This window comes from Microbacterium thalli, assembly GCF_028737325.1.
In the GTDB taxonomy this organism is placed as follows: Bacteria; Actinomycetota; Actinomycetes; order Actinomycetales; family Microbacteriaceae; genus Microbacterium; species Microbacterium thalli.
In genome coordinates this window covers 63,124-87,805 of the sequence record NZ_JAQZCH010000002.1, presented here as the reverse complement: position 1 = coordinate 87,805, position 24,682 = coordinate 63,124, and the positions used below count along the sequence as shown (strand labels likewise).

The 24,682-nt window shown below is 71.0% G+C and carries 20 protein-coding genes and 1 tRNA gene; 9 read left to right on the top strand and 12 right to left on the bottom strand.

Annotated elements, in window-relative coordinates; all coding sequences use genetic code 11:
* Positions 1-19 precede the first annotated feature (19 nt).
* Complete coding sequence (mfd, locus tag PUW82_RS08235) at positions 20-3,643, bottom strand: transcription-repair coupling factor (protein ID WP_274221834.1); 3,624 nt, start codon at positions 3,641-3,643, stop codon at positions 20-22.
* Positions 3,644-3,746: 103 nt separating this feature from the next.
* Here mfd and PUW82_RS08230 point away from each other — a divergent pair, with 103 nt between their 5' ends.
* On the top strand, positions 3,747-4,199 hold the full coding sequence (locus PUW82_RS08230; protein WP_274221833.1) for a hypothetical protein: 453 nt from the start codon (positions 3,747-3,749) through the stop codon (positions 4,197-4,199).
* A gap of 40 nt (positions 4,200-4,239) precedes the next feature.
* On the opposite strand, the gene pth is transcribed toward PUW82_RS08230, so the two are convergent.
* Positions 4,240-4,821, bottom strand: a complete 582-nt coding sequence (pth, locus tag PUW82_RS08225; RefSeq protein WP_274221832.1) for an aminoacyl-tRNA hydrolase — start codon at positions 4,819-4,821, stop codon at positions 4,240-4,242.
* A 67-nt stretch (positions 4,822-4,888) separates the two neighbouring features.
* The gene (locus tag PUW82_RS08220) at positions 4,889-5,527 is read right to left on the bottom strand and encodes a 50S ribosomal protein L25/general stress protein Ctc (protein WP_274221831.1); all 639 of its coding nucleotides are present in this window, start codon (positions 5,525-5,527) and stop codon (positions 4,889-4,891) included.
* 218 nt (positions 5,528-5,745) lie between these two features.
* On the opposite strand from PUW82_RS08220, the gene PUW82_RS08215 reads away from it, so the two are divergent.
* Positions 5,746-5,868 carry a hypothetical protein gene (locus tag PUW82_RS08215; RefSeq protein WP_274221830.1) on the top strand — a complete coding sequence of 41 codons (123 nt, stop codon included), beginning with the start codon at positions 5,746-5,748 and terminating at the stop codon, positions 5,866-5,868.
* Between the two features lie 15 nt (positions 5,869-5,883).
* On the opposite strand, the gene PUW82_RS08210 is transcribed toward PUW82_RS08215, so the two are convergent.
* The gene (locus tag PUW82_RS08210) at positions 5,884-6,588 is read right to left on the bottom strand and encodes a FadR/GntR family transcriptional regulator (RefSeq protein WP_274221829.1); all 705 of its coding nucleotides are present in this window, start codon (positions 6,586-6,588) and stop codon (positions 5,884-5,886) included.
* 127 nt (positions 6,589-6,715) lie between these two features.
* Between PUW82_RS08210 and PUW82_RS08205 the strand changes: the two genes are divergently transcribed.
* The 3 genes from PUW82_RS08205 (at position 6,716) to gnd (ending at position 10,344) form a co-directional block, all read left to right on the top strand.
* Positions 6,716-8,119 (top strand): GntP family permease, encoded by a 1,404-nt coding sequence (locus tag PUW82_RS08205; RefSeq protein ID WP_274221828.1) that lies wholly within the window; start codon positions 6,716-6,718, stop codon positions 8,117-8,119.
* Positions 8,120-8,139: 20 nt separating this feature from the next.
* Positions 8,140-8,658 (top strand): gluconokinase, encoded by a 519-nt coding sequence (locus PUW82_RS08200; protein WP_274221827.1) that lies wholly within the window; start codon positions 8,140-8,142, stop codon positions 8,656-8,658.
* 93 nt (positions 8,659-8,751) lie between these two features.
* On the top strand, positions 8,752-10,344 hold the full coding sequence (gnd, locus tag PUW82_RS08195; protein ID WP_274221826.1) for an NADP-dependent phosphogluconate dehydrogenase: 1,593 nt from the start codon (positions 8,752-8,754) through the stop codon (positions 10,342-10,344).
* An 86-nt stretch (positions 10,345-10,430) separates the two neighbouring features.
* On the opposite strand, the gene PUW82_RS08190 is transcribed toward gnd, so the two are convergent.
* Positions 10,431-11,438, bottom strand: coding sequence for a magnesium and cobalt transport protein CorA (locus tag PUW82_RS08190; RefSeq protein ID WP_274221825.1), 1,008 nt, complete (start codon positions 11,436-11,438; stop codon positions 10,431-10,433).
* Between the two features lie 87 nt (positions 11,439-11,525).
* On the opposite strand from PUW82_RS08190, the gene PUW82_RS08185 reads away from it, so the two are divergent.
* A complete protein-coding gene (locus PUW82_RS08185; protein WP_274221824.1) occupies positions 11,526-12,257 on the top strand; it encodes a response regulator transcription factor in 732 nt (243 codons plus the stop codon).
* Positions 12,254-13,813, top strand: a complete 1,560-nt coding sequence (locus tag PUW82_RS08180; RefSeq protein WP_337994549.1) for a sensor histidine kinase — start codon at positions 12,254-12,256, stop codon at positions 13,811-13,813. The genes PUW82_RS08185 and PUW82_RS08180 overlap by 4 nt, the downstream gene beginning before the upstream one ends.
* Positions 13,814-13,856: 43 nt before the next feature.
* Here the strand turns inward: PUW82_RS08180 and PUW82_RS08175 are convergent, their stop codons facing one another.
* From PUW82_RS08175 to PUW82_RS08145, 7 genes are all read right to left on the bottom strand, one after another.
* Entirely contained in the window at positions 13,857-15,404 is a 1,548-nt protein-coding gene (locus PUW82_RS08175; protein WP_274221823.1) for an FAD-dependent oxidoreductase, read from the bottom strand.
* Positions 15,401-16,273 carry an FAD:protein FMN transferase gene (locus PUW82_RS08170; protein WP_274221822.1) on the bottom strand — a complete coding sequence of 291 codons (873 nt, stop codon included), beginning with the start codon at positions 16,271-16,273 and terminating at the stop codon, positions 15,401-15,403. The genes PUW82_RS08175 and PUW82_RS08170 overlap by 4 nt, the downstream gene beginning before the upstream one ends.
* Positions 16,270-16,755: an FMN-binding protein gene (locus PUW82_RS08165; protein WP_274221821.1), complete on the bottom strand. Its 486-nt coding sequence runs from the start codon at positions 16,753-16,755 to the stop codon at positions 16,270-16,272. Before PUW82_RS08165 ends, PUW82_RS08170 begins: the two co-directional genes overlap by 4 nt.
* A 75-nt stretch (positions 16,756-16,830) precedes the next feature.
* Positions 16,831-19,542, bottom strand: coding sequence for a cation-transporting P-type ATPase (locus PUW82_RS08160; RefSeq protein WP_274221820.1), 2,712 nt, complete (start codon positions 19,540-19,542; stop codon positions 16,831-16,833).
* A gap of 81 nt (positions 19,543-19,623) precedes the next feature.
* Complete coding sequence (locus PUW82_RS08155) at positions 19,624-20,658, bottom strand: ribose-phosphate diphosphokinase (protein ID WP_274221819.1); 1,035 nt, start codon at positions 20,656-20,658, stop codon at positions 19,624-19,626.
* Positions 20,633-22,105, bottom strand: coding sequence for a bifunctional UDP-N-acetylglucosamine diphosphorylase/glucosamine-1-phosphate N-acetyltransferase GlmU (glmU, locus tag PUW82_RS08150; protein WP_274221818.1), 1,473 nt, complete (start codon positions 22,103-22,105; stop codon positions 20,633-20,635). The genes PUW82_RS08155 and glmU overlap by 26 nt, the downstream gene beginning before the upstream one ends.
* Before the next feature lies 1 nt (position 22,106).
* Positions 22,107-22,178: transfer RNA gene (locus PUW82_RS08145), tRNA-Gln, on the bottom strand.
* An 88-nt stretch (positions 22,179-22,266) separates the two neighbouring features.
* Between PUW82_RS08145 and PUW82_RS08140 the strand changes: the two genes are divergently transcribed.
* Positions 22,267-22,764 (top strand): MarR family winged helix-turn-helix transcriptional regulator, encoded by a 498-nt coding sequence (locus PUW82_RS08140; protein WP_210004016.1) that lies wholly within the window; start codon positions 22,267-22,269, stop codon positions 22,762-22,764.
* Between the two features lie 65 nt (positions 22,765-22,829).
* Entirely contained in the window at positions 22,830-24,626 is a 1,797-nt protein-coding gene (locus PUW82_RS08135; RefSeq protein WP_274221817.1) for an ABC-F family ATP-binding cassette domain-containing protein, read from the top strand.
* The last annotated feature ends 56 nt before the right edge of the window (positions 24,627-24,682 follow it).

The following is a 24,682-nucleotide window of genomic DNA, read 5'->3' as shown; positions in this document are numbered from 1 at the left end:
GCGCCGACCCGCGCGCGGCTCACCCCGCGGATGCCGCCGTCGCGGTGGTGCCGGCCGAGGCGGCTCCCGCAGCCGGGATCGGGAAGAGCTGCTCGAGGAGCTGCCCCGTCCACGCGATCAGGTCGGCATCGTTCAGCGGCGCGCCGCCCGCGGTCGGCAGCGGAACGACCAGTGCCTCGCCTCCGGCAAGCAGCTTCGCCTTGGGGTACAGCCGCTGCAAGCGGATGCGCATCGACTCGGGCAGCCGTGCCGGTGCGACGCGGAGGTTCGTTCCCATCGCGACGACGTCGGTCAAACCGGCCTGCGCGGCGCGGCGGCGCAGGCGGGCGACGGTGAGCAGGCCCTCGACCTCCGCCGGGGGCCGGCCGTACCGGTCGGTCAGCTCGTCGATGACGAGGTCGACCGCGTCGTCCTTCGCGCTGACGGCCGCAGCCGCGGAGAGCTTCTGATACGCCTCGAGCCGCAGACGTTCGCTGTCGATGTAGTCCTCCGGGATCCGCGCGGCGACCGGCAGCTCGAGCCGCAGCTCGGCGGGGCCGTCGACCTCTTCGCCGCGGAACGTCGAGACCGCCTCGCCGATCATCCGCAGGTACAGGTCGAACCCGACGCCGGCGATGTGTCCCGCCTGCTCGGCGCCGAGCAGGTTGCCCGCGCCGCGCAGCTCGAGGTCCTTCAACGCCACCTGCATGCCCGAGCCCAGGTCGTTGTTGACCGCGATCGTCTCGAGCCGGTCGGCCGCCGTCTCGCTGAGCGGCTTGTTCTCGTCGTACAGGAAGTACGCGTACGCGCGCTCCCGGGCGCGACCGACGCGGCCGCGCAGCTGGTGCAGCTGGCTGAGCCCGTACTTGTCGGCGCGATCGATGATGATCGTGTTCGCGTTCGAGATGTCGAGGCCGGTCTCGACGATCGTCGTGCACACGAGGACGTCGGCGCGTCTCTCCCAGAAGTCGTCGACGACCTGCTCGAGCTGGTGCTCCCCCATCTGTCCGTGCGCCACGGCGACGCGGGCCTCGGGCACGAGCTCGCCGATCTGGGCGGCGACGCGCTGGATGGACTGGACGCGGTTGTGCACGAAGAACACCTGCCCCTCGCGCAGCAGCTCGCGACGGATCGCCGCCGCGATCTGCTTGTCGCTGCGCGGCCCCACGTACGTGAGGATCGGATGCCGCTCCTCCGGCGGTGTCGCGAGCGTCGACATCTCGCGGATGCCGGTCACCGCCATCTCGAGCGTGCGCGGGATCGGGGTCGCACTCATCGCGAGGATGTCGACGCCGGTCTTGAGCTTCTTGAGCGCGTCCTTGTGCTCGACGCCGAAGCGCTGCTCCTCGTCGATGATCATCAGCCCGAGGTCCTTGAACATGACCTGCTCGGTGAGGATCCGGTGCGTGCCGATCACCATGTCGACCGTGCCGTCTGCGAGGCCGTCGAGAGTCTCCCGTGCCTGCTTCGCCGTCTGGAACCGCGACAGGGGACGCACCTTCACCGGGAAGCCGGCGAACCGCTCGCTGAAGGTCTCGAGGTGCTGCTTGGCCAGCAGTGTGGTCGGCACGAGCATGGCGACCTGCTTGCCCTCCTGGATCGCCTTGAATGCCGCACGCACCGCGACCTCGGTCTTACCGAACCCGACGTCGCCCGAGAGCAGCCGGTCCATCGGGATCGGCTTCTCCATGTCGGCCTTGATCTCGTCGATCGTCTGCAGCTGGTCGGGAGTCTCGGCGAACGGGAACGCCTCTTCGAGCTCGCGCTGCCAGGGCGTGTCGGGCCCGAAGGCATGGCCCTTCGACGCCATGCGCGCCGAGTAGAGCTTCACGAGCTCGACCGCGATGTCGCGGACGGCCTTGCGCGCCTTCCCCTTGGCCGCGGCCCAGTCGCTGCCGCCCATCTTCGACAGGACGGGCGCCTCGCCGCCGACGTAGCGCGACAGCTGGTCGAGCTGGTCGGTCGGCACGAACAGCTTGTCGCCGGGGTACCCGCGCTTGGCCGGGGCGTACTCCAGCACGAGGTACTCCCGCTGCGTCTTGACGGCGTTCCGACCGCCGCTCGAGACCTCGCGCTGCACGAGCTCGACGAACTTGCCGATGCCGTGGGTGGCATGGACGACGACGTCGCCCGGCTTCAACTGCAGCGGGTCGACGACGTTCCGACGGCGCGAGGCGAGCTTCTTCACGACGCGCCCGTCCCCGCCGATGGTGCGCCCGTAGAACTCGCTCTCGGTCAGGACGGCGAGGCGCGCCTCGGCGGATTCGAACCCGCGCTCCAGCGAAGCCACGACGCAGATGGCGACCGGCTCGTCGCCGATCTCGCCGACATCGTCGCTCGTGCGCGCTGCGATGCCCCGCTCGGCCAGCACGTCGCGTGCCCGGTCGACGAGACCCGTGCCGCTGGCGCAGACGAGCACGCGCCACCCGTCGGCGAGCAACCGACCGATGTGGGCCGTCGCACCCTCGACATTGCCCTGGAACGACGGGACGGGGGTTCCGGTGATCCGCAGGTCGGAACCGTCGGAGTCGGCGAGTCCTTCCTCCGCGGCATCCGCGGCGCCGGAGTCGAACGCGCTCAGGCCCCACCAGACGCCGTCGCGCTCGCGGACGGCGTCGCGCAGGGCCGGCAGGGTCAGGAAGTCGCCGGCTCCGAGATCGACGGGGCTGTCGGCCCCGGCGGTGGCGGCACTCCACGCCGCCTCGAGGAACTCGCGGTTCGTGTCGCCGAGCGTCGCCGCGCGCGTGCGGGAGCGCTCGGGATCGACGAGCGCGACAGCCGCTCCGCGCGGGAGGTAATCGACCAGCGGGACGACACCCTCGGCGAGCGTCGGCAGCAGGGACTCCATTCCTTCGACGGGGATACCCTGCGACATCTTCTCGAGCATGCCGGTCAGGCTCGGGAACCTCGTCGCCATCCCCGCCGCCCGTTCCCGGACCGCGGGGGTCAGCAGCAGCTCGCGGGCCGGCAGCAGAACGGCCTCGCCGACCTCGCCCGGCAAGGAACGCTGGTCGGCGATCGAGAAGGCGCGAATCTGATCGACCTCGTCACCGAAGAAGTCGATGCGCAGCGGGTGATCCGCTGCGGCCGGGAACACGTCGAGGATGCCGCCGCGTACCGCGAACTCACCACGCCGCGAGACCATGTCGACGCGGTGGTAGGCGAGCTCGACGAGGCGGCGGACGACACGCTCGAGGTCGACGCCGCGACTGCCGACAGCCAAGGCGACCGGCTCGGCGTCGGTGAGGCCGGCGGCGAGCGGCTGAAGGGCCGCCCGCACGGAGGACGTCACGATCAGCGGGTGCGAGCCGTCATGAGACTCGATCCGGCGCAGCACGTCGAGCCGGCGCCCGACCGTCTCGGGGCTCGGGCTCAGTCGCTCGTGCGGCAGCGTCTCCCAGGCCGGGAAGTGCAGCACCGCGGCCTCGGGCACCAAGCACTGCAGCGCTGCTCCGAGTGTCTCGGCGCGGCGCCCGGTCGGCGTGATGGCGAGCACGACGGGCGGGCGCCGGTTCCGGCCGCGTTCGGCGAGGAGCGCTGCGAGCAGCGGAGCGTCGAGCCCGTCGACGAGCGCGTAGTCGACGCTGCCGACGGCGCCGGAAGTCACCCCCGCCCGGAAGGAGTCAGCCTGCGAAAGGGCGCGCACGATCCCGGCAACTGTCACCACAGAAGCCTACCGCCGCGTACCAACACGGAGTCCGGCACACAGTCCCGCACCGAGCTCGCCGGCGCCCGCGCGCGCCGGACCCTGTTCCTACAATGGCGGGATGACCTCGCCGACTTCCTCGTCTTCGGGCGCGACCCCGTTCGCCGCGCCCTATGTCGTCTCGGCGCCGGGGCGTCTGCCCGATCAGCCGGCGCGTCGGCCGAGCCGGGCCGTCGGCATCGCCGCTCTTCTGCTCGCGTCGGCGGCCGCCGTCGCCGGGGTCGTCGTGGCGGCAATGGTCGCGGCACAACTGGGGACCACGGGCGCATTCGTCGGCTGGCTCGACGGCGAGGGCGACCTCAGCGCGCTCACCCCCGTGCGCGGGTGGGTACTCGTGGGCGAGATCACCGCGTGGACGTGCGCCGTCGCGGGTCTGACTGCTCTCGTGCTCGGGCTCGTCGCGATCGTTCGCCGCACCGGACGCGGGTTCGGCATCGGCGCCGTGGCCGTCGCCCTCGGCGCGCCGGTCGCCGCCGTCGCCGTCGCGTCCGCGACTCTCTTCGCCACGAGCTGACACCCGCACGCGGCGCCGGCCGGCCGGCCGTGGGACGGGATCAGCGCGGAGCGTGGTAGCGCTGCTGCGCGGCGAGGAGGCCGTCGTCGACGACGGTCTCGACGGCGTCGGCGGCATCCGAGATGAGAATGCCGAGCGTCTTGCGCTCGGCGGACGAGAACGGGTCGAGCACCCAGTCGGCCGGATCCTGCGATCCCGGCGGCCGGCCGATCCCGACCCGCACCCGAGCGAACTCGGGGGTGCCGAGCGCCTTCGCGATGTCACGGACGCCGTTGTGGCCGCCGTGTCCCCCGCCGGTCTTGAGCTTGATGGTGTCGAACGGGATGTCGAGCTCGTCGTGGACGACGATCACGTGTCCCGGCTCCACGCCGTAGAAGCCGGCCAACGCCGCGGCGGGGCCGCCCGAGACGTTCATGAAGGTCTTCGGCTTGGCCAGGACCAGCTTGGCCGCACCGGGACGCAGCCACGTCTCGGCGGCCCAGGCGTTCGCCTTGTGCGAGCGCAGCGTGTCGCCGCGTCGTCGGGCGAGCTCGTCGATGACCATCTGCCCGATGTTGTGGCGTGTCGCCGCGTAGCGCGGCCCGGGATTGCCGAGCCCCACGATCAGCCAGGTGTCTGCCATAGCGTCCCTCTCGAACGACGGAGCCCGCCCCCACCGCGGTGAGAACGGGCTCCGGGAGTCGAATGCCTTACTCGGACTTCTCGTCGCCCTCGGCCTCGTCGGCCTGCTCAGCGGCGGTCGCCTCGTCGGCGGCCTCGATCTCGTCGACAGCGGCCAGGGTCGCGGCGGGGACCGACACGGCGACGACGAGCGTCTCGGGGTCGGTGACCAGCGCGGCTCCGCGCGGCAGGGTCAGGTCGGCGGCGGTGATGCGCGCGCCGTCCTCGAGGCCCTCGACGTCGACCTCGACGTTGCTGGGGATGTGGGTCGCCTCGACCTCGAGCGACACCGACGACGCGTCCTGCGTCGCGATGGTGCCTGCGAAGGGCGCGCCGGTGACGACGACGGGAACGTCGACCTGGACCTTCTCGCCCTTCTTCACGACGAGGAGGTCGATGTGCTCGATGATCTGGCGCACCGGGTCGCGCTGGACGTCCTTGACGAGCACGAGCTGGCTCGCGCCGTCGATCGACAGCTCGATGACCGCGTTCGCGCGGCGCACGAGCAGCAGCATCTGGTGGCCCGGAAGGGCGACGTGCACGGGGTCGGTGCCGTGGCCGTAGATGACGGCGGGGATCTTGCCGGCGGCACGCAGACGGCGGGCGAAGCCCTTGCCGAAGTTGGTGCGCGTCTCGGCGACGACCTGGGTGTCGGTCTCGGTGGACATGCTTCTCTCCTTGTGGGCCTTCGCGGCCCTGCTAGCGGTATGCGGGTTCGACGCGATCGCGAGCGCGTGGAGAGGAAACGTCCTGCACACACCCTCGTCGATCACGGATCCCGGTCCCCGCCGAAGCGCAGGCACGCGGCATCCCTCGCCGAAGTACGGCACCACTCTACCAGCGCTGGGTAGGCTGGACGAGTCGTCGACTCACGCCCGGAGGAAAAATGGAATACGGCTGGTTCTCGCACGTGCTCGTCTGGGTCATCGGTCTGATGACCGCCGGGTCGATCGTCTCGGTCTCGCTCGCGCTCTTCTCGATGGGGCGCCAGGGCTACCGCAAGGGCTGATCGCCGAGCGGCGGGTCAGTGGCCCGCCGCTTCGCGCATCGCATCGTCGGCCTCGGCCACGATGAGCCCCATCGCCGCCGCCGCTTCGCTGGGCCGCCCGCCCGCGATCGCGAAAGCGACGTCCTGGTGCCAGCGCACCGCGAGCGGGTTCGCGTCGTGCGGCATGAGGTGGTGCTGCGTCCGGCCGGCGAGCACGGCTTCGACGACCGATCCGAGCGCAGCGAACATCGTGTTGCCCGATGCCGCGAGCAGGGTCCGGTGGAAGCGGATGTCGGCCGACAGATAGACCGCCCCGTTGGCATCGTGCTCGGTCCGCGCCATGTCCATCACCGCATCGACGAGGTCGCGCCGCTGATCGTCGTTCGCATGGACGGCGGCCAGGCGCGCCGCGAGCGGCTCGATGCCGCCGCGCAGCTGGCTGAGCTCCCGCAGTTGGGCGTCGCGCCCGGGGCCGGCCAGTCGCCACCGGATCACCTCGGGTGCGTGCACGTTCCACGCGGACTCCGGCTGCACCTCGACGCCCGTCTTCCGCCGCGCCCGCACGAGCCCGAGCGATTCGAGCACGCGGACCGCCTCACGGCCGGCGCCGCGCGACGACCCCTCGGCGAGTTCGGCGGTGACGAGGCGGGAGCCCGCGGTATACCGGCCGTGCACGATCGCCGCGCCCACGCGCTCGACGAGCGCGTCGTGGACCGAGGCGGGCGCGGGTCGCTGCGTCATGCTCCGATTATGCCCGGCGGACGGCGGTCATCTCCGGCTGATGTCGTGCATGACCGACGCGAATGTGCTTTCATGTACGACAAATAGACCCGCGGCTCGGATGCCGCCCGCCAGACCAAGGATGCTCATGGCCCTCCTCCCCCCGCCGTCCTCGCTCGTCATCGCTGCAGCCGAGTCCGCCTCCCCCGCCCCGGCCGGTCAGCTCATCGGCGCTGCCCTCATCGGTGTCGCGCTCATCGTCGTCCTCATCACCTGGGCGAAGCTCCATCCGTTCCTCGCGCTGACCATCGGCGCCCTGACGACGGGCCTGATCGCGGGCCTCGCGATCGCCGACACGGTCTCGAGCTTCACCGGCGGCTTCGGCTCCACCATGGGCGGTGTCGGCATCCTCGTCGCACTCGGCGCGATCTACGGCAAGCTGCTGGCCGACTCCGGTGGGGCGGACCGCATCGTCGACACCCTGGTCGCCCGCGCGACGCCCCGCAGCCTGCCGTGGGTGATGGGCCTCATCGGCGCGATCATCGGCCTGCCGATGTTCTTCGAGGTCGGCCTCGTGCTGCTCGTCCCCGTCATCATCCTGGTGGCCCGCCGGTCGGGCGTCGCGCTCATGAAGATCGCGATCCCCACGCTCGCCGGCCTGTCGGCCATGCACGGCCTCGTACCCCCGCACCCCGGGCCGCTCGCAGCCATCGACGCGCTCGGCGCCAACCTCGGCATCACGCTCGCCTTCGGCGTCATCGTGGCTATCCCCGCCGTGATCATCGCCGGTCCGCTCTTCGCACCGATCGCCGCGCGCTGGGCGCCCGTGCCGGTGCCCGACCTGTTCGTCTCAGCCGAGGAGAAGGGCGACGAACCGGCCCGCCGACCCTCGTTCGCCGCGACGCTCGGCAGCATCCTTCTGCCCGTCATCCTCATGCTCCTGAAGGCCGTCGCCGACATCGTCGCGCCCGGATCGACCGCCGCGTGGAAGGTAGTGCTCGACTTCCTCGGCATGCCGGTCATCGCACTGCTGCTCGCCGTCCTCGTCGGCTTCGTCGTCCTCGGCCGGGGCGCCGGCTTCGACCGCGACCGGCTCACCGCCGTCGTGGGCTCGTCGCTCGGCCCGATCGCCGGCATCCTCCTCATCGTCGGCGCCGGCGGCGGGTTCAAGCAGGTGCTCGTCGACACCGGGATCGGGCAGGTCATCGCCGATCTCGTCGCCGGGTCGTCCATCTCGGTGCTCGTGCTCGCCTGGGTCGTCGCCGTGGTGATCCGCATCGCCACCGGCTCGGCCACGGTGGCCACCATCACCGCGGCGGGCATCCTGCAGCCGCTCACCGAGACCCTCGACGGACCGATGACCGCCCTGCTGGTGCTCGCCATCGGCGCGGGCTCGGTGTTCCTCAGCCACGTCAACGACGCCGGGTTCTGGCTCATCAAGGAGTACTTCGGCCTCGACATCCCCCAGACGCTGAAAACATGGACGGTGCTCGAGTGCACCATCTCGGTGACCGGTCTCGCCGGTGTCCTCGTGATCAGCGCATTCGTCTGAACGGACCAGGAAGGCTCGACATGACCGCATCCGCTCCCCCCGTCCTCGTCTTCATGGGTCCCTCCGGAACCGGGAAGTCCACCGTCGCGGCGATGCTCGCCGGGCGCCTCAACTGGGCGTTCCAGGAGGGCGATGACCTCCACCCCGCTGCGAACGTGGCCAAGATGGCCGCCGGTCATGCCCTGAACGACGAGGATCGGCGCCCCTGGCTCGACGTCGTGGCGTCCTGGATCGACGAGACGACCGCCGCCGGACGCCCCGGTGTCATCACCTGCTCGGCGCTGCGCCGCCGGTACCGCGACGTGCTCCGCCGCGACAACGTCACGTTCGTGCTCCTCGACGGGGATGCCGCGACGGTGCGCCAACGCCTCATGCGGCGCCAGGGGCACTTCATGCCGCCCGCCCTGCTGGACTCGCAGTTCGCGACCCTCGAGACGCCAGGCCCCGACGAGAACGCGATCGCCGTCGCGCTGGACCAGACACCGCAGGAGCAGGTCGCCGACGTCATCCGTCGCCTCGACCTGCAACCGACGGCCTGAGCCGATCCGCAGCCGATAAAGTTGCCCATGGTGCACGGACTCCGGCCCCGCACCCGCAGAACCTCCCACCCGCACGCGAACCTGGAGCTACGTATGGCGTCGACCCCCTCACCGACAGGACCCTCGACCGATCAGGATCAGGCGCCGCACGAAGCGGCGACCGCCCACGAGGGCGCACCGCGTCCCGAGGATGTCGACCGCCCGACTCCCGCCGAGAGCTCGACCGCGAGCGAGGCGGCCTCGGGCGCCGCCAACATCGGCGTCGTGGGCCTCGCCGTGATGGGGTCGAACCTGGCCCGCAACCTCGCCAGCCGCGAGGGCAACACCGTCGCGGTGTTCAACCGCTCGCGCGCCAAGACCGACGAGCTGGTCCAGACGCACCCCGAAGCGGGCTTCCTGCCGGCCTTCTCGTACGAGGAGTTCGCGGCGAACCTGCAGAAGCCGCGCACGGCGATCATCATGGTGAAGGCCGGCCGGCCGACCGATGCGGTCATCGATGAGCTCATGCGTGTCTTCGAGCCGGGCGACATCATCGTTGACGGCGGCAACTCGCTGTTCACAGACACCATCCGCCGCGAGAAGGCGGTCCGCGAGGCCGGCTTCAACTTCGTCGGCATGGGCGTCTCGGGCGGTGAGGAGGGAGCCCTCCTCGGCCCCTCGCTGATGCCCGGCGGCCCGGACGAGTCGTGGGTCACCCTCGGCCCGATCCTGAAGTCGATCGCCGCCGTCGCCGAGGGAGAGCCGTGCGTCACGCACGTCGGCCACGACGGCGCCGGTCACTTCGTCAAGATGGTGCACAACGGCATCGAGTACGCCGACATGCAGCTCATCGCCGAGGCGTACGACCTCATCCGTCGCGGCACGGGCAAGTCGCCCGCCGAGATCGCCGACATCTTCGCCGAGTGGAACCGCGGCGAGCTCGAGTCGTACCTCATCGAGATCACCGCCGAGGTGCTGCGCCAGACGGATGCCGCGACGGGTCAGCCGCTCGTCGACGTCATCGTCGACCAGGCCGGCGCCAAGGGCACGGGTGCCTGGACGGTGCAGACCGCGCTCGACCTCGGCGTCCCGGTGTCGGGCATCGCCGAGGCCGTGTTCGCACGCTCGCTCTCGAGCCACCGCGAGCAGCGCGACGTCTCGGGCTCACTGCCCGGCCCCGACGACGCCGCGTTCACCGTCGAGGACGCCGACGCGTTCATCGAGCAGGTGCGCCTGGCGCTGTACGCGTCGAAGATCGTCGCCTACTCGCAGGGATTCGACGAGATCCGCGCCGGAGCCGCCCAGTACGGCTGGAACATCGACCTCGGCGCCGTGTCGAAGATCTGGCGCGGCGGCTGCATCATCCGCGCCCAGTTCCTCAACCGGATCGCCGACGCGTACGCCGCCGAGGCCGAGCTGCCGGTCCTGCTGACGGCGCCATACTTCGTCGAGGCGCTGGGCCGCGCCCAGGACGCCTGGCGCCACATCGTGCAGGTCGCCGCCGGCGCCGGCATCCCGGCTCCCGCGTTCAGCTCGTCGCTGTCGTACTACGACGGCCTGCGTGCCGAGCGCCTCCCCGCGGCCCTCATCCAGGGGCAGCGCGACTTCTTCGGCGCGCACACCTACAAGCGGATCGACAAGGACGGCACCTTCCACACGCTGTGGTCGGGCGACCGCTCCGAGGTCGAGGCCGAAGACACGCACTGACCCCGACCTCCGGGTCGACGAAGGCCCCGGCGAGCATGTCCGCTCGACGGGGCCTTCGTCGTGCGAGGCCGGTCGGTTCCTCGACGTCAGAGCCAGTCGTTGCGCTTGAAGATCCCGAAGAGCCCGGCGCTGAGGAGCGCCATGAGGGCGAGCGCCATCGGGTAGCCCCACGGCTGATCGAGCTCGGGCATGAAGCGGAAGTTCATGCCGTACAGGCTCGCGACGAAGGTGGGGGCGAACCCGATGGCCGCCCACGACGAGATCTTCTTCACCTGATCGTTCTGACGCACCTGGACGACGGTGAGATCGGCCATCTTCTCGTCGAGCCGCTGGTTCACGAGCGTGGCGTGGATCGTCAGCGCATTGTCGAGGGTGTGGCGCATGGACTGGACGCGATCCGCGACATACTGCGCCCTGCCACGAGCGCTCTCCCACACCCCGGACACCTTCTCGTCGCCCGCGGTCGCGTCGTCCAGCCGCGACAGCACGTCCGGCAGGGGCGTCGTCGCGTGAGCGAGGTCGATGACCTCGCGCTGCAGATCGAAGATGCGACGAGGCACGCCCGGGTCGTCGCCGAAGAGCTGGTCCTCGATCTCGTCGATGTCGTTCTCCACACCGTCGAGCACGGCGCGGTACCCGGTGATCACGCACTCGAACAGCACCCACAGCACCGCCGTCGTGCCGTGGCGAGCGAGGTCGGGGTGCGCCTCGACCCGCTGCCGGACGTCGCCGAGGTCGATCCGGTCGGTCCGGGTCACCGTCACGATGAGATCGCGGGAGGCGATCACGTCGATCTCGTCGCAGCGCACGGTCTCGGCGGCGTCGTCATAGCGTGCGGGCTGGAGGACGACGAAGAGGTCGTCGCCGTACCGCTCGAACAGCGAACGCTGGTGCGAGCGCAGGCTCTCGCGCGAAGCGATCGGATGCAGACCGAGGTCGCTCATGATGCGACCGACGAGCTCGTCCTCGGCGTCGACCAGCGAGATCCAGGCGAAGCCGCCTCGCCCCCGCGCGCGCTCGAGAGCCCGAACGGGATCGAGATCCGTCTCGACCGGTTCGCCCGCGACGTAGACCGAGGCCTGCACGACTGTCATCCCGTCACTGTAGGCGGTGCCGCCGCTCACAGCCGGGGCATAGCCGTGTCCATAGCTTCTCCATAGCTGACACCTCACAATGGGGTCATGACCACCCCCGCACCCGCACCTCTCCAGCGTCCCGACGGTTCTCCGCTGCGCGTGCTCGTCGTCGATGACGAGCAGATGCTCACCGACCTGCTGTCGATGGCGCTGAAGATGGAGGGTTGGGAGGTCCGCACTGCCTCGTCCGGCTTCGAGGCGCTGTCCGAGGCCCGCGAGTTCGGACCGGACGCGATGGTGCTCGACATCATGATGCCCGACCTCGACGGGATGGCGGTGCTGCAGCGCCTCCGCCAGTCCGGCGACGACGTCCCCGTCCTGTTCCTCACCGCGAAGGATGCCGTCGCCGACCGTGTGGCGGGCCTCACCGCCGGCGGTGACGACTACGTCACCAAGCCCTTCAGCCTCGAGGAGGTCGTGGCACGGCTGCGCGGGCTGATGCGTCGCGCGGGCACCGCCACGGCGGGGGGTGTCGACCCCGTCCTGCGGGTGGGCGACCTCTCGCTCAACGAGGACTCGCACGAGATCGAGCGCGGCGGGACACCGATCGAGCTCACGGCGACGGAATTCGAGCTGCTGCGCTACCTCATGCGCAATCAGCGCCGCGTGGTCTCGAAGGCGCAGATCCTCGACCGCGTCTGGAACTACGACTTCGGCGGACGCTCGTCGGTCGTCGAGCTGTACATCTCGTATCTGCGCAAGAAGATCGACGCCGGCCGCGAGCCCCTCATCCACACGGTGCGAGGCGTCGGCTACATGATCAAAGCGCCGCAATGACCCCGACCGCCCCGGTCGGCGACGCAGCGGTCGACGCCGATCCCCGCGGCGGCGACCGTCGCCCGCTGCACGGCCTGTGGCGACGGTGGAGTCTGCAGACGCGCCTCATGCTCACCGTCGTCAGCATCGTCGCCCTCACCCTCGTCGCGAGCGCGGTCGGACTGTCGACAACGATCGGCACCGTCCTCATCGGCACCGTCGAGTCGAACGTGCGGACCCTGACCGTCGGTCTGCAGCTGTTCGACAACAACAGCTACGTGCTGCGCGCGCGCACCGCCGACGAGGCGATCCTGGGCACGGGCGGCCTTCCCCACGGCTACACCCTGCTCGTGCAGAGCCCCACCGGGCAGACGACGGCGGCGACCTACGACGAAGACGGTATCCGCGGCCTGTCGCCGCGCCAGTTCTCGCAGCTCGCGTCGGTCGACCCGAACATGGCTCCGACCACCGTCGAACTCCCCGGCCTCGGCGCCTACCGGGTGGTGTCGTTCTCAGCCGGTGATGTGTCGGGACTCGCGGGCCTGCCCCTCGCCGAGGTGGACTCGACGGTCGCCCGTCTGGTCACCACCATCACCGTGGTGACCACGGGCGGCCTGCTGCTGCTGAGCGCGGCCATCGCGGTGGTCATCCAACGCTCGCTGCGTCCCCTGCGCGTGGTCGCCGATACGGCCTCGCGGGTCGCGGCGCTCCCCCTCGCCCAAGGAGCCGTGTCGATCACCGAACGCGTCCCCGCCGAAGAGGCCGACGATCACGACGAGATCGGCCGCGTCGGGGCCGCGCTGAACACCCTGCTCAACCACGTCGACTCCTCGCTGGTCGCACGCCAGCGCAACGAGGAGCGCATGCGCTCGTTCGTCGCCGACGCGAGCCACGAACTCCGCACCCCGCTCGCGTCCATCCGCGGGTACTCGGAGCTCTCGCTGCGCGCGATGCGCCAGGGCGTCCCCGGCGTCGAAGAGACCACCACCTCGGCGCTCGAGCGGATCCAGGCGCAGTCGCTGCGGATGACGAGGCTCGTTGAGGACCTGCTGCTCCTCGCCCGCCTCGACGAGGGCCAGGAGCTCGTCTACGGGACCATCGATCTCACGGCCCTCGCAGTCGACTGCGTCGCCGACGCCCGCGCGGCAGGTCAGGACCACGAGTGGCGGCTCGAGGTCGGCGATGAACCGGTCGTCGTCGCCGGCGATGCCACCCGCATCGCCCAAGTCGTGGCCAACCTGCTCGCGAACGCGCGCGTGCACACCCCGGCCGGCACGACCGTGACCACCTCGGTGCGGCTCGACGACGGCAACGCCGTGCTCACGGTGCACGACGACGGCCCGGGCATCGACCCCGCCCTCGCCGACGATATCTTCGAGCGCTTCTCGCGCGCCGACCGGTCGCGCGCCCGTCAAACCGGCGGCACGGGCCTCGGCCTCTCGATCGCTCGCGCGATCGTCGCAGCGCACGGCGGCTCGCTCACGGTGCACAGCGAGCCGGGTTCGACAGCCTTCGAGCTGCGCCTAACGGCGCGACCGGCCGACCCGGCGCCGGGCACCGAGCCGGCGGTTCCGTGATCCGGCGGGCTCGGTAGCCCGCCGGATCAGTCACCCGCGGGGCTCAGTAGCCCGCGAAGGCGTCGGTCGTGAGCGAACGCGCCCGCGCCAGCGCCGGGGCGAGCTCGGCGATCAGCCGCGGCGGTCCCGAGATGTAGGCGTGACGCTCGGCCAGGTCGGGAACGAGGTCGACCAGCCCCGCCGCATCCAGGCGGGCTCCCCCGGACCACCGCCAGCCGCTCGGAAGATCGTGCGGCTCGTCGCGGGTGACGACCAGCACCGGGATGCCCGCGGCGACGATGTCGTCGCGGAACGCCAACTCCTCCGCGGCCGAGGCCACGTAGACCATCACGATGTCGCGGTGCTCGCCGGCCAGGCGCGCCTGACGCAGCTGCGAGACGAACGGCGTCACGCCGATGCCCGCGGCCACGAGCAGCACCTTCGCGTCGGTCCGCGCCGGGAGGACGAAGTCGCCCCAGACACCGGTGACCGGCAGCGCCTGGCCGGGCTCGACCCGCGCGAGCGCTTGCTTGTAGCTCGACTGCGATCCTTCGCGTAGGGCGATCCGCACCTCGGGCAGCTCGGCGGGCGCCGAGACGATGGAGAACTCCCGTCGGGTGCCGCGCGCGTCGGGGCGCCGGTGCGGTACCTCGAGCTCGAGGTACTGACCGGGCCGGAACCGGAACCCCCGGTGCGCACGGAACGACAGTTCGCGCACGGACGGCGTCAGCGCACGTCGTTCGACGAAGGTCAGCCGGACGGCCGCGCGCCACGCGAAGAAGAACGCGAGCAGGTTGCCCACGAGCAGCGCGCGCTCCTGACCCAGGCTGATCTCGCCGATGAGGATCGGCCAGCCGGCGAGGGCACCGACGAGCGCCGCGACCAGATACTGCTGCGATCGGCGCGGGGGCAGCGTGAGCGGCTCGGACAGCATGAACGCGCCGAGGAACAGGAACGGCGACGACAACAGCACCTGTCCGAGGATCTGCGCGTCGACGGGGATGTCGGCCCCGCCGTACTGCACGAACGTGCGCACGAGGGCGACACCGACCGCGACGACGAGGAACACCGCCACCACCCGGACCTTCTCGGTGCGGACGAGCACGATACCGCCCAGGACGAGCACCGGCAGCGCGAGCAGGGGTGTGCCCACCCACCAGGCCGAGGCGCCCAGGTCGGGGAACGGGATGCTCAGCACGGTCAGAGCCGTCGCGCCCGCGGCGGCCGGGTTGAAGATGTGGCGGCCGCGCCAGGCCAGCGCGTACTTGGATGCGGATGCCACGGCACCGGCGATCGCGATGCCCACGAGCCCGGCGGGGTCGAGTGTCGGTCGCAGCACGAAGAGCAGGATGAGCGCCGTGATCACCGCCGACTCGATGCGCCACGCTCGACCGAGCAGGCGCTGCGCCCCGACGTCGACGAGCGCGATCGCCCCGACGAGGACGGCGAGGGAGACAGGCAAGGCCAGCGGATCGCCCGCGAGCTCGCCGACGAGGGTGAGCGCGAAGGCGATGACGGCGAGCACCGCCAGCGCCAGCAGCACGAGCCGGTACATCGAGACGCGTCCGAGGGCGCCGACGGCGCGGTTCCGGGCGGCGGTGAGAGAGGTCATGAGAACAGCTCCGCTTCGCAGTCAGGGGACCATTCGACCGTGCCCTCGGTGCGCATCCGCACCCACGACGCGTCGCGGCCCGCGGCGAATCGCGGACCACCATCGAAGAACAGGGCGGTGGCGACGGCATCGGCCGTCAAGGCATCCGCGGCGACCGCCCACGTCGCGGCATAGGCGCGCACCGGCTGGCCGGTGCGGGCGTCGAGCACATGATGAAGTCCGTCGCCCCATGTCCGGCGGTTCACCGCCGAGGCGCACAGGGCCGCGTCGGCGATCGACCAGATCCCGATCGCTCGCGTCGCGTCGAACGGGTGCTCGAGCGCGATGCGCTGCCGGATGCCGCGAACGGCGAGGTCGCCGCTCGCGTCGACCACGAGCCAGCCGCGCACGCGGGCCTGCAGTACCGCGACGACGAGGTCGACGAGCCGGCCTTTGCCCACCGCGCCGATGTCGATCGTGGCCGGGCGGCGGAGCGTGAGCCGCCCGTTCGCGGCATCCAGGATCTCCCGCCAGTCGGTCGGCGCGGACTCGGCCCCGCGGTCGCGCAGCGAGTAGTCCGCGTCGTAGCCGCGCCGCGCGAGCGCGTCGCCGACGAGCGGATTGACCGCTCCGGCCGTCGCCTCGTCGAGCGCGGCGTACATCGCGAGCAGGTCGCCGGCGTCGTCCGGGGCGGCGGCGGATCCCCCGGACGCGATGCGGCGGACGACCGAGTCGGCGCGGAAGCGCGACCACGCGCGATCGAAGGCGTCGATGACGGCGCTGACCGCGACACGATCGCCTTCGCCGAGCGGGGTCGCGCTGTCGATGCGCCAGGTCGTGCCGATCGCCTCGAAGTCCCAGCGCTGCGCCGGGACGGCGTCGGCGGTCATGCCGCTGCGTCGGTGCGGATCTCCTCGACCGCCGCGTTGAACCCGCCGCTGGTCAGCGACGATCCGGCGACGCGGTCGACCTCGATGTCATCGAGGCTCTTGCCGACGACCAGGTCGTCGATACCGCCGATGAACTCCTCCTGGTACTGCTTGCTCTCGCGACGCGTCGGTTCGCCGACGACCTCGACGTCGGTGACCGCGTCCGACGCGATCGTGAGCGTCACCGTGATCGTCTCCGGGCCTTCGGGCGTCTGATAGCTGCCCTCGGCGGTGTACGAGCCGTCGGTGTAGGTCCCGCCGCCCGCGGAGCCGGTGCTTCCGCCCGCTACGGGCGTGGTGGCGGACGAGGGCTGGTCGGCGCCGGCGGCGGGCTCTTCCGCATCGGACGCGCCCGCACAACCCGCCAGCAGGGCGAGGCCGGCGACGGATGCCGCAGCGGCGGTGACGCGCAACGGACGGGGAACGGCAGTGGTGCGGATCATGGCGGGTCCTCCTGTGTCGTGCCCTCCGGGGAGATGGGCTGCTCTCACGCTAGCGGCCCCCTCCCCGCCCACTCATCAGGAAACCTTATGCGTTTGCATCGGATCCCCGATGGGCCGCAGCGCCTTCAGACCCTCGACCGCGAAGAAGATGACGATGGCGAACGCGATCGGCAGCAACCAGCCCTGGGGGGCGAGCGGACGCGACTCGAACAGCGCGTTCATGAACGGCACGTAGGTGTAGAGCAGCTGCAGCAGGATCAGCGCGCCGGCCGACCACCAGATGACGGGGTTTCCGCGCAGCACGTCCATCGTCAGGCTCGACCGGCGCAGGAACCGGCAGTTCAACAGGAAGGCCAGCTGGCCCAGCGCGAGCACCGAGACCGCGACGGTGCGCGCGCCCTCCAGGTCGGTGCCCATCGCGCGCACGATGGAGAAGGACGCCAGCGTCGCGCCGCCGATCAGCAGCGACACGATCAGGACGAAGCCGAGTTCGCGTCCCGAGATGATCGACCCGCCATTGGCGCGCGGCGGACGATCCATGATCCCGCGCTCGGCCGGCTCGTAGGCGAGCGCGAGCGAGAGTGTGACGGCCGTGACCATGTTGACCCACAGCACCTGGACCGGCGTGAGGGGCAGCGCGAGCCCGAAGACGATCGCCACGAGGATGACGAGTGACTGGGCCCCGTTGGTCGGAAGCAGGAAGACGACCGACTTGCGCAGGTTGTCGTAGATGCGCCGGCCCTCGTGGATGGCGGAGCGGATCGTCGCGAAGTTGTCGTCGGCGAGCACGATCTCGGCGGCTTCCTTCGTCGCCTCGGTGCCCTTGATGCCCATCGCGACACCGACGTCGGCGCGCGTGAGCGCGGGAGCGTCGTTCACGCCGTCGCCGGTCATCGCCACGACTTCGCCGTGCGACTGCAGCGCGCGGACGATCCGGATCTTGTGCTCCGGGCTCGTGCGGGCGTAGACGTCGACATCGCGGACGACGTCCTTCAGCTTGTCCTGGCTCAGCGCCTCGAGCTCGGCGCCCGTCAGCACCCGCGGCTCGCCCTCGCCCACGAGACCCATTTCACGACTGATCGCCACGGCCGTGCCGGCGTGGTCGCCCGTGATCATCTTCACCCGGATGCCGGCGCGGTGGCAGTCCGCGATCGCCTCGATCGCCTCGGGACGCGGCGGGTCGAGGATGCCCCACAGCCCGAGGAACTCGAGGTCGTCGACGTCGTCGATCGAGACGGCGTCGAGCTGCGACGGCTTGCGGGCGGCGGCGAGCACGCGCAGGCCCTCCGCGCTCAGCTCGGCGACGGCCGCCTCCCAGAACTCGCGATTGAGCGCCACGGCGCCGTCGGCGCCTCGCTGCCGGGTCGAACGCTCGAGCAGCCGGTCGGGTGCTCCCTTCACGAGCAGGGCGCGCGACCCATCGGCGCCCTGGTTGAGGGTCGCCATGAACTTGTTCTCGGAGTCGAAGGGCAGGACGTCGATGCGAGCGACGCCGTCGTCCTCACCGGCGTGACCGCCCTTCATCGCCACGACGCGCAGCGCGCCCTCCGTGGGCTCGCCGACGAGCTTCCAGCCGTCGTCCCCTGAGACGAGGTTCGCGTCGTTGCACAGATCGGCCACGGCCAGCAAGGCCGCCAGGTCGCGTCCCGACGCGCCGCCGTCCACGCGCTCGATGTCGCCCGTCGGCTCGTAGCCGAGGCCCGAGACCTCGTATCGCGCGACGGGGGTCACCATCCCGCGCACGGTCATCTCGTTCTTGGTCAGCGTGCCGGTCTTGTCGGAGCACACGGTGGTGACCGACCCGAGCGTCTCGACGGCGGGGAGCTTGCGCGTGATGGCGCGGCGCCGTGCCATCTGCTGCACCCCGATCGCGAGGGTGATGGTGACGAGGGCGGGCAGGCCCTCGGGGATGGCGGCCACGGCGAAGCCGATCGTGGCCGAGATGAGCTCGCCGAACGGCATCCCGTGCGCGAAACGCCCGATGAGCATCATGGCCGCAGCCATGCCGAGGATGACGAGGGTGAGCACCTTGCCGAAAGAGTCCAGCTGTCGGGTCAGGGGCGTCGTGAGCGTTCCCGCTCCTCCGACGAGTTCCTGGATCTTGCCGATCTCGGTGCGGGCGCCCGTGCCGGTGACGATCCCCCGCCCCTGTCCGGCCGAGACGATCGTGCCCGAGAAGGCCATGGACGACCGGTCGCCCACGCCCGCCTCGGCGTCGACCGGCGCCGTCGACTTCGACGCGGGCACCGACTCGCCCGTCAGCGCCGCTTCTTCGATCCGCAGCTGGCTCGCCTGGGTCAGCCGCAGGTCGGCCGGCACCTTGTCGCCGGGCGCGAGCCGCACGACGTCGCCGGGCACGAGCTCGGCGGCGGGGATGCGGCTCCAGGAGCCGTCGCGGCGCACGCTCGCCTCGGACGACAGCATGCCCCGGATGCCGGCCAAGGCCTTCTCGGCCCGACCTTCCTGGGCGAAGCCGATGACGGCGTTGATGATCGCGACGGCGAGGATGACCCAGACGTCGAGCCAATCGGCCATCACGGCCTTGATCGCCGCAGCGCCGAGCAGGATGTAGATCAGGGTGTCGTTGAAGTGCGACAGGAAGCGCAGCCACGCGGGCGTCCGCTTCGCCTCGGGGAGGACGTTGGGTCCGACGGTATCGAGGCGGCCGGCGGCCTCATCCGAGCTCAGACCGTCCTCGCCGGTGCGAAGGGCCGCAGCCACCTCATCGACGTCGTGCGCATAGGGACGAGGCGACGAGAGATCCGCCTCGGAAACAGGGGCAGGCATGCCCCGATCCTACGGGCCGGACCTTTGCCCCGCCTGTGGCGTGGCCGTTTCTTGCGGGTCCGGCATCTGGGTCGGCCGACCTCAGGCGGCGCCGTCGAACATGCTCGTGACGGAGCCGTCCTCGAAGACCTCCTTGATCGCGCGCGCCAGCAGCGGGGCGATCGGCAGGATCGTCAGGCCCGGGAAGCGCTTGTCCTCGCCCAGCGGGATGGTGTCGGTGACGACGACCTCGTCGATGGCGGGGTCCTGCAGCCGGTCGACCGCCGGGTGGCTGAAGACCGCGTGGGTGGCGGCGACGATCACGCGCTCGGCGCCGCTGCTCTTCAGCGCCTGCGCGGCCTTCACGATGGTCCCGCCGGTGTCGATCATGTCGTCGACCAGCAGACACACGCGTCCGCGCACGTCACCGACGATCTCGTTCACCGTCACCTGGTTCGCCACGTTCGGGTCACGGCGCTTGTGGATGATCGCGAGCGGTGCGCCCAGGCTGTCGGACCAGGTGTCGGCCACGCGGACGCGGCCGGTGTCGGGCGACACGACCGTCAGCTTCGCCCGGTCATCGGCGCTCAGGGTGCGCTCGAAGTGCTCCAGCAGCACCGGCTTGGCGAAGAGATGGTCGACGGGGCCGTCGAAGAAGCCCTGGATCTGCGCGGCGTGCAGGTCGACGCTCATCACGCGGTCGGCGCCGGCGGTCTTGAACAGGTCGGCGACGAGGCGTGCGCTGATCGGCTCGCGACCGCGACCCTTCTTGTCCTGACGCGAGTACGGGTAGTACGGCGCGACGACGGTGATGCGCTTCGCGGATGCGCGCTTGGCGGCATCCAGCATGATGAGGGTCTCCATGAGCCACTCGTTGACCGGCGGGCCGAACGACTGCACGAGGAAGAAGTCGCACCCGCGGATCGACACCTCGAAGCGCGTCAGGATCTCGCCCGAGGCGAAGGTGCGGTGCTCGGTGGGGACGAGCTCGGTGCCGAGCGCGCTCGCCACATCGACCGACAGCGCGGGGTGCGAGCCACCTGATGCGACGACGAGGCGCTTCTTGGTCTTGGCGACCAGTCCCGGGGCGATGCCCCGCGAGACGTCGAGGTCAACCGTGTTCTTCTTGCGAGCCATCGTCCGCTTCCTGTGAAGACCGTACGCGCGCCGCTGCTGCGGCGGCGCCAGTACCGGGTCTGTTCTTCTCGACCCACCCCTCGACATTTCGCTGGGGGGCGACGCTGAGGGCGAGAGCACCGGCCGGGACGTCCTTGCGGATGACCGCTCCGGCGCCCGTCTTGGCGCCCTCACCGATCTTAACGGGCGCGACGAACACGTTGTGCGAGCCGGCGTGGACCTCGTCGCCGATCACGGTGCGGTGCTTCGCCAGGTCGTCGTAGTTCGCGGTGATCGCGCCGGCGCCGAGGTTGACGCCTCGACCGATCTCGGCATCGCCGACGTACGACAGGTGCGGCACCTTGCTGCCGTCGCCGATCACCGAGTTCTTGGTCTCGACGAAGGTGCCGATCTTCCCGCCCGCGCCCAACTGGGTACCGGGACGCAGGTACGAGAACGGGCCCACGGTCGCGGCGGCGCCGATGACGGCGAGGGTCGCGTCGCTGCGGGTGACGGTGGCGCCCTCCCCCACCTCGCAATCGTTCAGCGTCGTATCGGGGCCGATCGTCGCGCCCGCGGCGACCGTCGTCGCGCGCAGGATGTGCGTGTTCGGCAAGAGCGTGACGTCGGGCGAGAGGGCGGCGGTGACGTCGATCCACGTCGTGGCGGGGTCCTGCACCGTGACGCCCGCGAGCTGCCACCGCCGGATCGTCCGGGCGTTGAGCAGGCGCCCGGCCTCCGCCAGCTGCACGCGGTCGTTCACGCCGACGATCAGCGAGGGATCGGTCACGAGCTGCGCGGCGACGCCCAGCTCGTCCGAGCGCAGCATGCCGACGACGTCGGTGAGGTACTTCTCGGCCTGGGCGTTGGCGGTACTGATGCGGCCGAGCCGGTCGCGCAGCGGCTCGGCACGGAACGCGTACACGCCGGCGTTGATCTCGTCGACCGCGCGCTCGGCGTCCGTGGCGTCCTTGTGCTCGACGATGCGGTCGACACCACCGGCGCTGTCGCGGATGACGCGTCCGTACCCGGTCGGATCGCTCAGGCGCGCGCTGAGCAGCGTCGCCGCCGCACCCGAGGCACGGTGCACCGCGAGCAGATCGCCGAGCGCGACGTCGTCGAGCAGTGGGACGTCGGCGCTCAGGACGAGCACATCGCCGGTGAAGTCCGGCAACCGGTCGAGCGCGACCTCGACGGCGCGGCCCGTTCCGGGCACCTCGTCCTGGTCGACGACGACGACCTCGGGCGAGACGCCGAGAACGGCCTCGGCGACGCGGTCGCGTTCGTGACGCACGACGACCAGCACGTGGGCCGGGGCGAGATCCCGCGCTGTGTCGAGCACGTGCCCCACGAGCGGGCGCCCGCCGATGCGGTGCAGCACCTTCGGCAGCGAGGACTTCATGCGCGTCCCCTGGCCGGCGGCGAGGATGACGACGGCGAGGTCGGGATCGAGAGAGGTGTCGCTCATGCTCCGCCGCCAGGACTCGAACCTAGACCTCACAGCTCCAAAGGCTGTCGTGCTGCCATTACACCACGGCGGACCGCCGCACCGGGGTGCAGCCCGTCAAGTCTGCCAGAGCCTGCGGCGCCGTGCCCGCGCACGCGCTCCCGCCCCGCGATAATGAGGCCATGGCACACGAGACCGACGAGGTGGACCGCATCGTCGGGGCGTGGTCGTTGCAGCGACCGGACCTCGACTTCTCACCCCTCGAGGTGCTCTCCCGCGTCGACCGCCTCTCGCGCCACCTCGACCGGGCTCGGCGCGAGGCCTTCCGGCGCAGCGACCTCGAGCCGTGGGAGTGGGACGTGCTGTCGGCGCTCCGCCGCGCCGGCGAGCCCTACCAGTTGAGCCCGAAGCAGCTTCTGCAGCAGACGCTGGTCTCGAGCGGGACGATGACCAACCGCATCGACCGGCTGGTGGGTCGGCGGCTCGTGCGCCGCGAGTCCGACCCGGGCGACGGCCGCAGCATCCTGGTGACGCTCACCGACGACGGGCGGGTGCGGGTGGATGCCGCCATCACGCGGCTCGTCGACGCTGAAGCGCTGCTGCTCGCGGGCCTGTCGAAGGGCGACCGCGACCGCCTGGCCGCGCTCCTGCGCAAGCTGTCGCTGGGGTTCGGCGACTGAACGCGCTCACGCGGTCGCGGCACGGTGACCGCTGCCCGAGCGGGCTGGCCTAGCCTGGAGGCAATATGGCTCATCTTCTGGGGGGCGAGGCCCTGCGCCTCGAGTATCCGACCAAGGTCGTCTTCGACGGCGTCTCCATCGGCGTCGACGAGGGCGACCGCATCGGCATCGTCGGCCGTAACGGCGACGGCAAGTCGAGCCTGTTGCGCATGCTCGCCGGGCTCGTCGAGCCCGACTCCGGACGCGTGACGGTCCGCGGCGGCATCCGTGTCGGCGTGCTCTCGCAAGCAGACGACCTCGACGACGACCTGCGCGTGCGCGACGCGGTCGTCGGCGACCAGGCCGAGCACGAGTGGGCGGGTGATGCCCGCGTACGCGACGTCATCGCTGGCCTGCTCGGTGACCTCGACTGGGAAGGCCCCATCCGCGGCCTATCCGGCGGTCAGCGCCGACGGGTCTCGCTGGCCGCGCTGCTCGCGGGCGACTGGGACGTCGTCTTCCTCGACGAGCCCACCAACCACCTCGACGTCGAGGGGATCGCCTGGCTCGCGGAGCACCTGAAGCGGCGCTGGCCGGCGGGGTCGGGTGCCCTGCTCGTCGTCACCCACGATCGCTGGTTCCTCGATGAGATCTGCACCGCGACGTGGGAAGTGCACGACCGGATCGTCGAACCCTTCGAGGGCGGCTACGCCGCCTACATCCTGCAGCGGGTCGAGCGCGATCGGCAGGCGGCGTCCATCGAAGCGCGACGTCAGAACCTCGCGCGCAAAGAGCTCGCCTGGCTGCGCCGAGGCGCGCCTGCCCGCACGTCGAAGCCGAAGTTCCGCATCGATGCGGCGAACGAGCTCATCGCCGACGTGCCCGAGATCCGTGATCGCGTGGCCCTCCAGTCCCTCGCCGTCTCGCGGCTGGGCAAGGACGTCGTCGACGTTCTCGACGCCGGCGTCGCCTACGGCGACCGCGTCGTGCTCGAAAAGGTCGAGTGGCGCATCGCGCCGGGCGAGCGCACCGGCATCCTCGGTGTCAACGGCGCCGGCAAGTCGACCCTGCTCGGCCTCATCTCGGGCACCGTCGAGCCGACCTCGGGACGGATCAAGCAGGGCAAGACCGTGAAGGTCGCGACGTTGTCACAGCGGATGACCGAGCTCGACGAGCACCTGGCCGATCCGGTGCGGGTCGTGATCTCCCAGCTGCGCACGAGCTACACGATCGGGTCGGGGTCGAAGGTGCAGGATCTCACGCCGGGTCAGTTGCTCGAGCGGATGGGATTCAGTTCGGCGCAGCTGTCGACAGCCGTGAAAGATCTCTCCGGCGGTCAGAAGCGCCGCCTGCAGCTGCTGCTGATCCTGCTCGATCAGCCCAACGTGCTGATCCTCGACGAACCGACGAACGATCTCGACACCGACATGCTCGCCGCGGTGGAGGACCTACTGGACTCGTGGGCGGGCACCCTCATCGTCGTCTCGCACGACCGGTACTTCCTCGAGCGCGTCACCGATCAGCAGTACGCGATCCTCGGCGGGCGCCTGCGGCACCTTCCCGGCGGTGTCGACGAGTACCTGCGGCTGCGTCGCGAGCAGCCGGAGCTCACGCGCGCCGCCGGCGCAACGGCGACACCGGCGGCTGACGCCGCCGCCCTCTCGGGGTCGGATCGGCGGGCGGCCCAAAAGGAGGTCTCCGCCATCGATCGCCGTCTCGAGAAGCTGCAGCGCGAGATCGCCGACGTCGACGCCCAGCTCGCCGATGCCCACGACGACTTCGAGCGCCTGCTCGGGCTGCAGCGGCGCCGCGACGAGCTCGTCGGCGAGACGACGACGCTCGAGGAGCGCTGGCTCGAGCTCGGCGAGGCTCTGGACGCCTGACGCCTGACGCCTGACGCCTGACGCTGCCGGCGGCGGCGGGTGTGCTTCGGATCGCA

What these genes read in the sequence shown, in the direction of transcription:
- pth (WP_274221832.1), bottom strand. Translation starts at nt 4,821, where the DNA reads ATGGCAGACACCTGGCTGATCGTGGGGCTCGGCAATCCCGGGCCGCGC.
- PUW82_RS08140 (WP_210004016.1), top strand. Translation starts at nt 22,267, where the DNA reads ATGGCACACGAGACCGACGAGGTGGACCGCATCGTCGGGGCGTGGTCG.
- glmU (WP_274221818.1), bottom strand. Translation starts at nt 22,105, where the DNA reads ATGAGCGACACCTCTCTCGATCCCGACCTCGCCGTCGTCATCCTCGCC.
- PUW82_RS08170 (WP_274221822.1), bottom strand. Translation starts at nt 16,273, where the DNA reads ATGACCGCCGACGCCGTCCCGGCGCAGCGCTGGGACTTCGAGGCGATC.
- PUW82_RS08175 (WP_274221823.1), bottom strand. Translation starts at nt 15,404, where the DNA reads ATGACCTCTCTCACCGCCGCCCGGAACCGCGCCGTCGGCGCCCTCGGA.
- PUW82_RS08135 (WP_274221817.1), top strand. Translation starts at nt 22,830, where the DNA reads ATGGCTCATCTTCTGGGGGGCGAGGCCCTGCGCCTCGAGTATCCGACC.
- PUW82_RS08210 (WP_274221829.1), bottom strand. Translation starts at nt 6,588, where the DNA reads ATGACGCAGCGACCCGCGCCCGCCTCGGTCCACGACGCGCTCGTCGAG.
- gnd (WP_274221826.1), top strand. Translation starts at nt 8,752, where the DNA reads ATGGCGTCGACCCCCTCACCGACAGGACCCTCGACCGATCAGGATCAG.
- PUW82_RS08230 (WP_274221833.1), top strand. Translation starts at nt 3,747, where the DNA reads ATGACCTCGCCGACTTCCTCGTCTTCGGGCGCGACCCCGTTCGCCGCG.
- PUW82_RS08180 (WP_337994549.1), top strand. Translation starts at nt 12,254, where the DNA reads ATGACCCCGACCGCCCCGGTCGGCGACGCAGCGGTCGACGCCGATCCC.
- PUW82_RS08200 (WP_274221827.1), top strand. Translation starts at nt 8,140, where the DNA reads ATGACCGCATCCGCTCCCCCCGTCCTCGTCTTCATGGGTCCCTCCGGA.
- PUW82_RS08220 (WP_274221831.1), bottom strand. Translation starts at nt 5,527, where the DNA reads ATGTCCACCGAGACCGACACCCAGGTCGTCGCCGAGACGCGCACCAAC.
- PUW82_RS08215 (WP_274221830.1), top strand. Translation starts at nt 5,746, where the DNA reads ATGGAATACGGCTGGTTCTCGCACGTGCTCGTCTGGGTCATCGGTCTG.
- PUW82_RS08160 (WP_274221820.1), bottom strand. Translation starts at nt 19,542, where the DNA reads ATGCCTGCCCCTGTTTCCGAGGCGGATCTCTCGTCGCCTCGTCCCTAT.
- PUW82_RS08190 (WP_274221825.1), bottom strand. Translation starts at nt 11,438, where the DNA reads ATGACAGTCGTGCAGGCCTCGGTCTACGTCGCGGGCGAACCGGTCGAG.
- PUW82_RS08205 (WP_274221828.1), top strand. Translation starts at nt 6,716, where the DNA reads ATGGCCCTCCTCCCCCCGCCGTCCTCGCTCGTCATCGCTGCAGCCGAG.
- PUW82_RS08155 (WP_274221819.1), bottom strand. Translation starts at nt 20,658, where the DNA reads ATGGCTCGCAAGAAGAACACGGTTGACCTCGACGTCTCGCGGGGCATC.
- PUW82_RS08185 (WP_274221824.1), top strand. Translation starts at nt 11,526, where the DNA reads ATGACCACCCCCGCACCCGCACCTCTCCAGCGTCCCGACGGTTCTCCG.
- PUW82_RS08165 (WP_274221821.1), bottom strand. Translation starts at nt 16,755, where the DNA reads ATGATCCGCACCACTGCCGTTCCCCGTCCGTTGCGCGTCACCGCCGCT.